The 12,161-nt window shown below is 74.6% G+C and carries 10 protein-coding genes; 5 read left to right on the top strand and 5 right to left on the bottom strand.

The annotated features are described in order from the left end of the window. Nucleotides 1–14: 14 nt before the first annotated feature. Nucleotides 15–2,279 (bottom strand): ATP-binding protein, encoded by a 2,265-nt coding sequence (locus AC3EN4_RS10945; RefSeq protein ID WP_435205816.1) that lies wholly within the window; start codon nt 2,277–2,279, stop codon nt 15–17. A 242-nt stretch (nt 2,280–2,521) separates the two neighbouring features. On the opposite strand from AC3EN4_RS10945, the gene AC3EN4_RS10940 reads away from it, so the two are divergent. The 3 genes from AC3EN4_RS10940 (at nt 2,522) to AC3EN4_RS10930 (ending at nt 5,987) form a co-directional block, all read left to right on the top strand. Next, a complete protein-coding gene (locus tag AC3EN4_RS10940; RefSeq protein ID WP_435205815.1) occupies nt 2,522–3,025 on the top strand; it encodes a hypothetical protein in 504 nt (167 codons plus the stop codon). 126 nt (nt 3,026–3,151) lie between these two features. After that, a complete protein-coding gene (gene helR / locus AC3EN4_RS10935; protein WP_435205814.1) occupies nt 3,152–5,308 on the top strand; it encodes an RNA polymerase recycling motor ATPase HelR in 2,157 nt (718 codons plus the stop codon). 10 nt (nt 5,309–5,318) lie between these two features. Next, complete coding sequence (locus AC3EN4_RS10930; protein WP_435205813.1) at nt 5,319–5,987, top strand: hypothetical protein; 669 nt, start codon at nt 5,319–5,321, stop codon at nt 5,985–5,987. A gap of 64 nt (nt 5,988–6,051) precedes the next feature. Here the strand turns inward: AC3EN4_RS10930 and AC3EN4_RS10925 are convergent, their stop codons facing one another. Next, the gene (locus AC3EN4_RS10925) at nt 6,052–6,948 is read right to left on the bottom strand and encodes an aldo/keto reductase (RefSeq protein ID WP_435205812.1); all 897 of its coding nucleotides are present in this window, start codon (nt 6,946–6,948) and stop codon (nt 6,052–6,054) included. A gap of 73 nt (nt 6,949–7,021) precedes the next feature. Further along, entirely contained in the window at nt 7,022–8,284 is a 1,263-nt protein-coding gene (locus AC3EN4_RS10920; protein ID WP_435205811.1) for an MFS transporter, read from the bottom strand. Nucleotides 8,285–8,445: 161 nt separating this feature from the next. Here AC3EN4_RS10920 and AC3EN4_RS10915 point away from each other — a divergent pair, with 161 nt between their 5' ends. Continuing rightward, nucleotides 8,446–9,435, top strand: a complete 990-nt coding sequence (locus AC3EN4_RS10915) for a LacI family DNA-binding transcriptional regulator (protein WP_435205809.1) — start codon at nt 8,446–8,448, stop codon at nt 9,433–9,435. Between the two features lie 77 nt (nt 9,436–9,512). After that, nucleotides 9,513–10,214: an alpha/beta hydrolase gene (locus AC3EN4_RS10910; RefSeq protein ID WP_435205808.1), complete on the top strand. Its 702-nt coding sequence runs from the start codon at nt 9,513–9,515 to the stop codon at nt 10,212–10,214. Between the two features lie 7 nt (nt 10,215–10,221). Here AC3EN4_RS10910 and AC3EN4_RS10905 read toward each other — a convergent pair whose 3' ends face one another. After that, on the bottom strand, nt 10,222–11,139 hold the full coding sequence (locus AC3EN4_RS10905; RefSeq protein ID WP_435205807.1) for an FUSC family protein: 918 nt from the start codon (nt 11,137–11,139) through the stop codon (nt 10,222–10,224). Between the two features lie 342 nt (nt 11,140–11,481). Beyond that, the gene (locus tag AC3EN4_RS10900; protein WP_435205806.1) at nt 11,482–12,111 is read right to left on the bottom strand and encodes a TetR/AcrR family transcriptional regulator; all 630 of its coding nucleotides are present in this window, start codon (nt 12,109–12,111) and stop codon (nt 11,482–11,484) included. Nucleotides 12,112–12,161: the final 50 nt, after the last annotated feature.

The following is a 12,161-nucleotide window of genomic DNA, read 5'->3' as shown; positions in this document are numbered from 1 at the left end:
GCCCTTCCGGGATCTCAACGCGGCGGCAGGCCCATCCGGTGCTCGACCTGGACGGCTTCCGTCTCGCGGCCCTGCACGCGCAGCAGGACGACCAGGCGCTGCCAGGCGTCGCGCGCGTCGCCGTGCTGCCCGAGGCTCTCGTGCAGTTCCCCCAGGCTTTCCAGGCAGTCCGCCTCGCCCCGGGTGTTGCCGACGTCGTGGTAGACCGCGAGCGCCTGCCGGTAGTAGGCCAACGCCGAGTGCTGCTGGCCGGTGTTGCCGGCGATCAGGCCGAGGCTGTGCAGGGTGTCCGCCTCGCCGTCGGGGTGCCCGTGCTCCCGGAACAGGGTCAGGGCCCGGGTGCAGCTGTCCTGCGCCTCCTCGTAGCGCGCCAACTGGGCGCACTCCCAGCCGATCGCGTTGAGGACCCGCGCCACCTCGACCATGTCGCCGAGATCCTGGAACTCGACCAACGCCTCATGGGCGTGCACCAGCGCCTGACGGGGGTCACCGACGCGGTCCGCGCTGACGCTCAACGCGTAGTGGCCCCGGGCCAGCTCGGCGGCGTCGCCGGCCTCGCGGGCACGGTCGACGGCCAGGCGCAGGTGACGTACGCCCTCGTCGTGCTGGCCGTTCTGGCTGTGGGCCTGGCCCAGATAGCGGTGTGCCATGGCGCTCGCCGAGATGTTGTCGCTCTGCTCGGTGGCGGCGAGGCCCATGCGCCACACCGCGAGCTGGTCGGTGACCTGCCGACGGCGGGCGTGGAAGGTCACCAACGTCCGGGCCAGTTGCCACACCTGTGCAAACCACTGCCGTTCCATGGCCAGGCGCTGACTCTCGCGCACGCGTTCGTGTTCGGCGTCGAACCAGGACATGGCCGCACTCGCGTCCGTCAGCGCCACCGGCGTGCAGCCGGGCGACGGTGGGCCGAGGACGAGTGGATGGCGGCGCGGATCGAGGAGCCGGTCGGCGGCGCAGGCGGTGTGCAGGTAGAAGTCGACCAGCCGGCGTACCGCCTCCTGGTCCTCGCCACCGGGTCGGGCCCGGCCCCGCTGTGCGCTGTAGAGGTGGACCAGGTCGTGCATCCGGAAGCGGCCGGGCGCGTGCTGCCGGAGCAGCGCCGTGTCCTCCAACTCCCGCGCCAACTCCTGTGCCCGCTGGGTGGAGGTGGCGGCCAGGCTCGCCAGGGCGGGCAGGCTGATGTCGACCGCCGGAACCAGACCGAGAAGGTCGAACAACGCGCCGGCCGGCGGGCTCAGTGCCCGGTACGACCAGGAGAAGACCGCGCGGAGGTCGGCCCGCAGCTCTCCGGTGGTCAGGGCGTCGAGGCGGACGCTGCTGTCGTGCAGGTCACGGACCACACCGTCGAGCGGGTGGTCGGGATAGCTGGCGGCCCGGGACGCCACGATCGCCAGCGCCAACGGCAGGCCGCCGCAGTGCCGCACCAGCGCGTCGAGGGCCTGGCGGTGCTGGTCCGCCCGGCCTGGGCCGAGGTGGGCGCCGAGCAGGTCCCGCGCCTCGGTCTCGGACAGCTTGTCCAGGGTGAGTGTCCTCGCGCCGTGGGTGACGGCCAGGCCGCGGAGCTGGTGCCGGCTGGTGATGAGGACCGTGCAGGTCGGGCTGCCGGGCAACAGCGGGATGACGTGATCGGTGTCGCGGACGTTGTCGAGCAGGACGAGCATGCGGCGTTTCGCGACCAGACTGCGGAACAACGCCGCCTGTGCGTCCACCGGGTCCGGTACGGAGCCGGGCGGCACGCCCAGGGCCTGGAGGAAGCCCCGCAGCGTCACGGTGGCCGGCACCGGTGTGGGGTCCGGCCCGAACCCGCGAAGGTCGGCGTACAGCTGCCCGTCCGGGAACTGGTCGGCGTTGGTGTGGGCCCACTGCAACACCAGCGACGTCTTGCCGATCCCGCCCGCACCGCCGACGGCGGAGATCAGGACCGTCCGGCTCGACGGGTGCGGTTGGCCGATGGTGGCGTCGAGGAAGCGCAACTCGTCGGTTCGGCCGGTGAACAGCGCGGGCGGGGCGGGCAACTGTCGCGGCACCGGCGCCCGCACACTGCCGCTGTCCAGGTCGGCGGTCGCGGCGGACGCCATGGCCAGCCGGTTGCGGGCCGCCAGCCAGGGATGGACGTCCTGGCCCGGCGCGCAGGCACGGACGAAGGCGATCAACGTGTCCGGTCGGGGCAGTGCGTCGCGGCGCAGGGTGTCGGCGATGGTGCTGCGGGCCAGCACCACTCCGCGCCGGGCCGCTCGCTGCTCCAACTGCCGGTAGGTGCAGCCCGAGTCTTCCTTCAACCGACGGAGCAGACCCACGAACTCCGCCGCGTCGCGGGCTCCGTCAGGCCCCCCGCCAACCATTCTTTTCATGGTCCGGGTCGCGGAATTCGTGCGCAACCCCGGTCGGTCGCTGTCCAACCGGTGGGCGGAACAGTTCGGGACACGGCCGGCGTGCGGTCCGGCGACGTCGCGGAGAGGAACCCGTTCGACCGAGGTGGTGTCTTCCTGGTGTGGGGCACACGTCGTCGAGAGGTAACGCCATGGTCACCTGGGGCAGGCTTCTGCTGGGGACGGTCCTGCTGCTGGCGGGTTGCACGGTCGCGGGGCCGGCCGCTCCTGCGGCGGACCGGGATTCCACCACACCGACCGGCTGCGCGGGGCGCGTCGAGACGGGGTCGCTGCCCGACTGGGCGGACGAGGGGTTCCACGGGGACACCCGCATGCCGCACGTCTTCGGCGCAGGAGGCGAGATCGTGGCGGTGCTGTTCGGCCATCCGCTGGCGCAGGTCCGGCCGGACGGGTCGAGCAACAAGATCCTCTGGGTGGCCCGGACCGCCACGACCTCGCCGGCCGCGGACGCGTCGACCACGCTGAAGATCACCGCCACGCTGGACGGCACCGACACGAGAGTGACCCACGAGGTCGCCGGAGGGCCAGGGCCGTCGATCATCGACATGCCCCGAGCAGGCTGCTGGCGTCTCGACCTGAGCTGGGCCGGGCGCACCGACACGATGGATCTTGTCTACGCCGAACGGAAGCCCTGACGACGGGGAACAGGACCTTCCGCCATATCCAACATATACCGCATGGGGGGACTTGCGGCAAGGCCCCCGCCGTGCCGCAGAATGGCCCGTCCACGGCCATGACCTGCGGAAACGGGAGCCCTGAATATGAACGTGTCGTCGGCGGCGGCCAGCGTGTTCGACCTTCCCGAGAACCTGGCCGCCAAGGCCGACCCGGCGCTCATCGCCCGGGACGAGCAGCACTTCGCCGCGATCGCGGCGAGCCTTCAGCAGTCGATCGTCGACCTGTCCGACCGCCTCGACGCCGAGCGCCGGGCACCCGCCGGCAAGGGTCGGCAGGCGGTCGTCCGGGACGAGGAGGTCCGGCGGCTGACCGCCCGCCTACGGGCGCTGCGGCGGTTCGGTCTGGACCTGTGCCTCGGCCGCATCGTGCCCGCGGACGACCCCGAGCCCGTCTACATCGGACGGTTCGGCCTCAGCGACGGTGACGGCCGGCGGCTGCTGCTCGACTGGCGCTCACCGGCCGCCGCGCCGTTCTTCGGGGCGACCCACGCCGACCCGATGGGCCTCGCCAGCCGACGCCGGTACCGCTGGACCCTCGGCCGGATCAGCGACTACTGGGACGAGGTGTTCACCCCCGACGGGTTCGAGGGGCACGCCGCGCTGGACGACCAGTCGGCGTTCATCGCCAGCCTCGGCGGCAACCGGTCGGCCCGGATGCGTGACGTGCTCGGCACCATCCAGGCCGACCAGGACGCCATCATCCGGGCCGGATCACGCGGCGCGCTCGTCGTCGACGGTGGTCCCGGCACCGGCAAGACCGTCGTCGCCCTGCACCGCACCGCGTACCTGCTCTACTCCGACCCGCGCCTGCGGCAGGGGCGCGGCGGCGTGCTGTTCGTCGGGCCGCACCAGCCCTACCTGGCGTACGTCGCCGATGTCCTGCCCAGCCTCGGCGAGGAGGACGTGCAGACCTGCACCCTGCGGGACCTGGTACCCGAGGGCGCCACGGCGACCGTCGAGACCGACCCGGAGGTGGACCGCCTCAAGTCCTCGGCCGAGCTGGTACGGGCGGTCGACGCGGCCGTGCGCTTCTACGAGGAACCGCCGACGACGGCGCTGACCGTACCGGCCGGCGACACCGACCTGCGGCTGAGCGCCGACGACTGGGCCCAGGCGTTCGAGGCACCCGGACCGGGAACCCCGCACAACGAGGCCCGCGACGAGATCTGGGACGAACTGCTGAGCATCCTGCTCGGCAGGTACGACGGCGACGAGCCCGAGGACCTGGTACGCGCGGCGCTGCGGCGCGACCCGGAACTCCGTACCACGGTCAACCGGGCCTGGCCGCTGCTCGACGCGGCCGACATCGTGGCGGACCTGTGGTCGGTGCCCGCCTATCTGCGCCGGTGCGCCCCCTGGCTCGGCCCCGACGACGTCCGCCGGCTCCAGCGCGCCGACGCCCGCGCGTGGACGGTGTCCGACCTGCCGCTGCTGGACGCCGCACGGCAGCGGCTCGGCGACGCGGAGGCATCCGGTCGTACCCGCCGTCGCGCGGCCACCCTCGCGGCCGAGCGCGCGCGCATGGCGACGGTCGTCGACGAGCTGATCGAGGCGCACACCTACGACGACGGCGAGGGCGTACTGTCGAGCCTGCGTCAACTGGACCTGCAGGACGCGCTTGTCGACGAGGCCGTCCTGCCCGGCGTCGCCGCGGATCTGCTGGCCGGTCCGTTCGCGCACATCGTGGTGGACGAGGCGCAGGAGCTGACCGACGCGCAGTGGCAGATGCTGCTGTCGCGGTGCCCGTCGCGCAGCTGCACCATCGTCGGAGACCGGGCCCAGGCCCGGCACGGGTTCGCCGGGTCGTGGGCGGAACGCCTCGCCCGCGTCGGCCTCGACGGGGTGACCCTGACCTCGCTGACCATCAACTACCGGACGCCCCGGGAGGTCATGGCGCAGGCCGAACCGGTCATCCGGGCCGTACTCCCGGACGCGAACGTGCCGACCTCGATCCGCGGCAACGGGGTCCCCGTCATCCACGCGTCGGTGGCCGACCGGGACGCCATCGTGGACGGTTGGCTCGCCGAGCACGCCGAGGGGATCGCCTGCGTCATCGGCGACCCGACGTTCACGCCCACGGACCGGGTCCGGTCGTCGACCCCGGAGCTGGCCAAGGGGCTCGAATTCGACCTGGTCGTCCTCGTCAACCCGCACCTGTTCGGCGCGGGCGTCCAGGGGGCCGTCGACAGGTACGTGGCGATGACCCGCGCGACCCGGCAACTCGTCATCCTCACCGATTAGGCTGCCGGACGTGCCGGACGATGTGCGGAAGGCGGCGGCCCGCGACAACGCGCGCTGGTGCGCCGCCATGTGCGCCAGCCACGGACTCACCGGCCGGATCGACGCCGACGCGTGGTCGGTGCCCCGCCGCTCCCCACAGTGGTATCCGGACGCGGTCACCCTGCGCCCCGACGTCGACCCGGCAGCGCTGCTGGCGCGGATCGACGCCGGGGCGGGCGCGTCGGTGAAGGACAGCTTCGCCGACCTCGACCTGACGCCGTACGGGTTCCGGGTGCTCTTCGACGCGCAGTGGATCCACCGCCCACCGGCCGATCCGCCGCCCGGCCCGCCGCTCACCCGCGTCACCACCGCGTACGAGCTGGCGGCCTGGGCGAGCGCGCACGGCGGCGGGAGCCTGTTCCGACCAGCGCTGCTGACCGATCCACGCGTCGCGGTGCTGGCCCGCCACGACCCGGAGGGCACGGTCGTCGGTGGTGCGGTGCTCAGCGGCGACGATCCGTGCGGCGTCTCCAACGTGTTCGCGCACACTGCCGACCTGGACGAGATCTGGCGGGCGGTCGTCGCCACCCGGCCCGGCGTGCCCCTGGTCGGCTACGAGTCCGCGCCGGACCTCCCCCCGCCCCTGCGGGCCGGCTTCGTCCCGGCGGGCCCGCTCCGCGTCTGGCTCCGGCGATCATGAAGTTATCGGCGCGACACGCCGGCATCGACGGCAATAACTTCATGATCACCGGGAACGAGGTCGGTCAGCCCAGGCGGGTCAGGTCATCCGGGGTCAGGCGGAGGGCGGCGGCGGCGATGTTCTCCTCGAGGTGTGCCGGGTCGCCGGTGCCGGGGATGGCCAGGACGTGGGGGCCCTGGTGCAGGGTCCAGGCCAGGCGTACCTGCTGGGGCGTGACGCCGTGCTCGCGGGCGACCGCCTCGACGGCCGCGCCCGGCGCGGCGGTCGCGCCCTTCTCCCGGCCCGTTCCGGCCAGCGCGAAGAACGGCACGTAGGCGATCCCCCGCTCACCGCAGGCCCGGACGAAGGCGTCCTGCTCCCGGTAGGCGTCCACCCCGTAGTTGTTCTGCACACAGACCACGGGCGCGATGCCGGCCACCTCGTCCAGTTGCTCGGGCCGCGCGTTGGACAGCCCGAGGTGCCGGATCAGGCCGGCGGCGCGCAGCTCGGCCAGGGCGCCGAACCGTTCGGCCAGCGGCGCCGGACCCGCCCCCCGGCCGAGCCGCAGGTTCACCACGTCGAGCTGCTCGCGGCCGAGGCGACGCAGGTTCTCCTCGACCTGCGCGCGGAGCTGCGCGGGAGTGACCGCCTCGCCGAACCCCGCCACCGGGTCGTAGCCGAAGCCGACCTTGGTGGCGATCACCAGATCCTCGGGGTACGGGGCGAGAGCTGCCCGGATCAGCTCGGTGGCAAACCGGGCGGGACCGGTGCCCACCCGCAGGGTGCCGCCGGGCGAGACATAGAACGCGGCGGTGTCGATGTGGTTGACGCCCAGCTCCACCGCGCGGCGCAGCAGCGCCACCGCGGGTCCAGGGTCGGGGTTCGCGGTGATCCGCATCGAGCCGAAGCCCATCCGGCGCACCGGGCGGTCGCCCAGGGTCCAGCTGCCCGCCGCGGCGGCGGTGATCTCGTCGGTTGGCATCGGGCGACCGTAGCCAGCTCGGGCGCGCGGCGCACTCGGCCGCGCGCCCGATACCGGTACGCCCCGATCCGGGTTAGTTTTTCTGTGCTGCCGGAGCCTGCTCGGCGGCGCGCGGCGGGCGCAGCGCCGGCACCAGGGCCAGCGTCGGCAGGAGCAGCAGCGGCACCACCAGCAGCGCCCGCAGGACACCGACGTGGTCGCCGAGCAGCCCCAGCAACGGCGGGCCACCCAGGAACGCCGTGTAGCCGATCACCGCGACGACGCTGACCCGTACCGCCGCGTGCGCCTCCTCGTCGGCCGCCGCGCTCATGCCGACGGGGAAGCCGAGTGACGCGCCGATCCCCCACAGCGCGACGCCGACGATGGCCACCGGTCCCGAGCCGGCCAGCACGGCCAGCGTCGCGCCGGCGGCGGCGAGCAGGATGGTGCCGCTGAGCACCGGCACCCGCCCCCAACGGTCCAACGCGACCGTGCCGGCGGTCCGGCCGAGCGTCATGCCGACGACGAACACGCCGAAGACCGCCGCCCCGGCCGCCTCGCTCAGGTCCCGGCCGTCCACGAACGCGACCGCCAGCCAGTCGTTGGCGCTGCCCTCGGCGAAGGCCGCCACCAGCACGAACAGCCCGATCAGCAGGGTGCGGGGCTCGCGCCAGGCGGCGAGCTGAGCCCGCCGACGGGCGGCCGGGCTGGTGTCCGTCGGCCCGTCGGCCGCGTCCCCGACCGGCTGCGGCAGGTACGCCCGGGACGCGAGGAAGGTGCCGACCAGGACCACCACGGCCACCACAGCGAGGTGCGCGCCGACCGGCACGTCCAGGCGGGCCGCCCCGGCGCCGACGCCCGCGCCGGCCACCGACCCGAGACTCCAGGCCGCGTGGAACCGGGGCATGACGGTACGCCCCAACCGACGCTCCACCGCCGCGCCCTCGACGTTCATCGCCACGTCACAGGCCCCGGAGCCGTAGCCGAAGGCGACCATCCCCAGCGCGACGACGACGGCCGACCCGGCGACCGTCGCGCCCAACCCGGCCACGACCAGGCCCACCGCCACCAGCACGGTGGCGAGGGTCACCGTGCGGGCCGAGCCGAGACGCTGGGCGAGCAGCCCGGACGTCGGCATGGCGAGCAACGCGCCGACGCTCAGCGCCAGCAACAGCAGCCCGAGGCGGCCGGCGGACAGGTCCAGCGCCTCCCGGACGGCCGGCACCCGGGAGAACCAGCTACCGACGGCGAGGCCGTTCAGGGTGAAGGTGAGGGCGACGCCGTTGCGGGCGAGCCGGACTGCCCGCGCCGACACGGTGGTGTCCGGGGCGACGGCGGGACTGGTGGGGGCACTCAAGGGGGTTTCCTCTTCCTAGGGGTGATCTCCTGGCACGATCGCACACCTGAGAGCGCTACCACCACAAGCGGGCTGGTGCCCCTTACCGGGAGCGCGCAGGTCGGGGGATGATTCCTGGCAGGCGTACGCCCGCGGCGGGCGTACGCCGTCGGGGAGGAACGATGACGGCAGCGGCGCAGCGCCCGGCAACTCTGGAGGACGTCGCCCGGGCCGCCGGAGTGTCCCGGTCCACCGCCTCACGGGTGATCGCCGGCACGGGGTTCGCCTCGCCGGACGCCCGGGCTCGGGTGGCGACGGCCGCCGGCCAGCTCGGTTACGTGCCGAACCCGGCCGCCCGGGCGCTGGTCCGCGGTGGTGGGGTGCGGTTGGTGGTGGCCGCCCTGTCGTCCAGCGCCGCCGTGCTGGACGACCCGTACGTCCACCGGGTGGTCGGCTCGGCCGCCCGGGTGTGCGCGCCGGCCGGCGTCGGGGTGGCGTTGCACTGGTTGCCGCTGGACGAGCCGCACGGGCTCGACCAGCTCGCCGCCGACCGCAGCGTCTGCGGCGTCGTGCTGGTCAACACCACCGAGGACCTGCTGGCGGCGGTCCCCCGGGCACTGCACGGCCGGGTCGCCTCGATCGGCATCGGCTCGGCCACGGTGCCGTCGTTCGACGTCGACAACGCCGCCGGCACCGACGCGGTGCTGCGTCACCTGTACGCGACGGGTCGCCGCCGGATCGCCCTGGTGACCGGTCCGCGCTGGCTGCCGTGCGCGCAGCGGCCGGTCGGGGCGTACCGCGACCTGATGCGCCAGGCCGGCCTGCCGGAGCGGGTGGTGCCGGGAGACTTCACGGCGGCGCGGGGCCGCGAGGCGGCCGGCGAGGCGCTGCGCCGCTGGCCGGACCTCGACGCGATCTACGCGATCAGCGACGAGGCGGCCCTCGGGGTGATCGCGGCGCTGCGCGAGGACGGCGTGCGGGTGCCCGGCGATGTCGCGGTGGCCGGCTTCGACGACATCCCGCTGGCCGGCATGACCGCTCCGGCGCTCACCACCGCGAGTCACCCGGTGGGCCGGATCGCCGCCGCGGCGGCCACCGCCGTGCTGGCCGGTCGCCCGGGAGCGCCGGTGACGCTCTTCCCGTCCGACCTGGTGGCCCGCGACAGCGCCTGAGCGCGCCCGCCGGTTAACGGGCCGCCGGCCGGGTAACCGCCTCGCACCTCTCGTCGACCACGAGGAGCTGGTGGCCCGTGTCCGACCCCGCGCCGCCGAGCCGGGCGCCCGCGCAGGGTTCCCGGGACGGCCGGCTGACCACCCGCCCGCATCCGCCGGTGCTGACCGGGCCCACCGGCCTGGTGCCGCTGCCCGGTGGCGACGGCGGCCGTCCCGCGATGGCGTACGTGCCGGAGCCGGCCGCCGACGGTGCGGCGTACCGGCTGGTGGTGCTGCTGCACGGGGCGGGTGGTTCCGCCCGGCACGGGCTGGACCTGCTGCTGCCGGTCGCGGACACGCACCGGCTGCTGCTGATCGCACCGCAGTCGTCGGCCACCAGTTGGGACCTGATCGCCGGTGGCCTCGGGGTGGACGTCGGGCACATCGACGCGTTGCTGGCCAGCGCGTTCGACGGCTACCCGGTGGGCGGGGTGACGCTCGGCGGGTTCTCCGACGGCGCGTCGTACGCGCTCTCGCTGGGCCTGGCCAACGGCGACCTGGTCGACGCGGTGCTGGCGTTCTCCCCCGGCTTCGCCGCGCCGCCGGTCATCCGCGGCCGGCCACGGATCTTCGTCTCGCACGGGGTGGACGACCGGGTCCTGCCCATCGACGTGTGCAGCCGCCGCTTCGTGCCGCACCTGCGCCGGATCGGCTACGACGTCACCTACGAGGAGTTCCCGGGCGGCCACGACCTCCCCGCCCCGGTCCGCGCGAAGGCCACCGGGTGGCTCACCGGGTGATCGCCGCTCAGACGGCGGGGAGGCCGAGGGCCGCGTCCACCCGGGCCAGGACGGCGACGTCGTCGTCGGGGTGCACGCCCCGCAGCAGGTCGATGGCCGCCGCCCGGACCTGACCGATGATCATGGCCAGTGGGAGGGTCTGCGTCGAGCCGAAGAGTCGTCCGGCGGTACGGACGGCGTCCAGCGCGGCCTCGTCCGCCCGCAGGGCGTGCCGGTCGGCGACCTCCTCCTGCCCGTCCAGGTCGGCGGCGAGCGCCGCGCCGGCCTCCCGGACCGCCGCCACCAGGCAGCGCAGCGCGTCGCCCAACTCGGACGGGGTGGAGGTACCGAGTCGACTGAGCGTCACGCCCGCGCGGGCCAGCACCCGGACGTTGCGGACCACGTAGTCGATCTGCCGGACCGACTCGTCCACCGACCGCAGCCGGCCGATGTGCCGGCGCCGGCGCACGTTGAGCCGCAGCGCCTCGCCGGCGGCGAGCACCCCGTCGCGCAGTCCGTCGACCCGCGCGTCCATGCCCCTGGCCCGCGTCAGGGCGGCCACCGCCGCCGGCTCGTCGCGCCCGTCCAGCGCGTCGGCGATCTCGCCCAGCAGACCGGCCAGCTCGTCGAACGTACGCCGCACCTCGGCGGCGAGCGGCGCGAGCGGGTGCCGGGCGTCGACGAGCAGGCTGACGGCGAGCGCCACCGCGCCGCCGACCAGCGCGTCGACGAAGCGGAACGGCACCAGCGACCCGTCCGGCGGGGCGACCACCACCAGGTAGAGCGCGGAGACGGCGGCCTGCACGAGGGTGACGCCGGTGGCGCCGAAGGCCACCGCGAGCAGGACGGTGAGCAGGATGACGGTGCAGACCGTCCAGGTGCTGCCGGGGCCCAGCGCCTGCACGACCAGGTCCGCGACGAGCACTCCGGCGGCCACCCCGAGCACGACCTCGACGGCCCGCCGGATGCGCTGCCCCGGGCCTGACCGAGGACGATCAGCGCGGCGGCCGGCGCGAAGAACGGCTGCGGGTGCCCGAGCAGGCGGGTGGCGAGCAGCCAGGCCACGGTCGCCGCGACGGTCGCCTCCAGCACCGGCCGCCACCCCTGCCGCAACCGGTGACCGGCGACCCGCGGGCCGTCGAACCACGCCATCGCCACCTCCCACCGGTCGACCGACGCCCTGTTGGGCGATCAGCGACAACCGGCGTCCGCCGGCTCGCCCTCCCGCGATCGTCCACCATCGCGCGGCGGACCCGCCGACCGGGCCGCCTGTCGCACGATCCCCCGCTCAGCTCCCGGTCAGGGCGCGTAGCAGCGTACGGACCGCGTCCGCGAGGTCGGCACGGCTGGCCGGGGTGCCGGGGGGCGGTGCGGTGAGCGCGCCCGCGCCGACCAGACGGTCGAAGAGCAGCCCGTCGACGTACGCGACGAACCGGTCGCCCTGCCGGTCCGGGTCGGTGGCGCCGGCGCGGGTCAGCAGATCGCGGGACTGCGCCCGGATGCCGGTGCCGTGTTGCAGGATGCCGCGCAGTTCGGGGCGGTGGACCGCCTCCAGCAGGCACGCGTAGCGGGCCAGCGTGCGGCTGCGTCCGACGCTCAGCCAGCGGTCGAGCACCTCGGCCACCCCGGCGGCGAGCTGGTCGAGGTCGTCGCTGCCGAGGCGGGGGCCGGGCTGCGGGGCGGGCGGCTCGGTCGGCAGGTCGTACGCGGCCAGGTCGACCCGGTCCCGCTCGACGAGGCGTTGCACCACCGCCTCGATCAGCGCCTGGCGGGTGCGCAGGTACGCCGAGGTGGTGCCGGGCGGCAGCTCGGCGCGGGCGTCCACGGCCCGGTGGGTCAACGCCCGCATGCCGCCGTCGGCGATCAGCTCGATGGCCGCGTCGGTCAGGCGCGCGATCCGGTGGGCGCGGGCCGTCACAGGGCTCTCCTCCTTCCCTAGGTGCGGATGTAGTATCGCTCTTCTACAGA

Source organism: Micromonospora sp. bgisy143 (assembly GCF_057708145.1).
This window is presented reverse-complemented; position numbering and strand designations above follow the sequence as displayed.

What these genes read in the sequence shown, in the direction of transcription:
- AC3EN4_RS10940 (WP_435205815.1), top strand. Translation starts at nt 2,522, where the DNA reads ATGGTCACCTGGGGCAGGCTTCTGCTGGGGACGGTCCTGCTGCTGGCG.
- helR (WP_435205814.1), top strand. Translation starts at nt 3,152, where the DNA reads ATGAACGTGTCGTCGGCGGCGGCCAGCGTGTTCGACCTTCCCGAGAAC.
- AC3EN4_RS10925 (WP_435205812.1), bottom strand. Translation starts at nt 6,948, where the DNA reads ATGCCAACCGACGAGATCACCGCCGCCGCGGCGGGCAGCTGGACCCTG.
- AC3EN4_RS10915 (WP_435205809.1), top strand. Translation starts at nt 8,446, where the DNA reads ATGACGGCAGCGGCGCAGCGCCCGGCAACTCTGGAGGACGTCGCCCGG.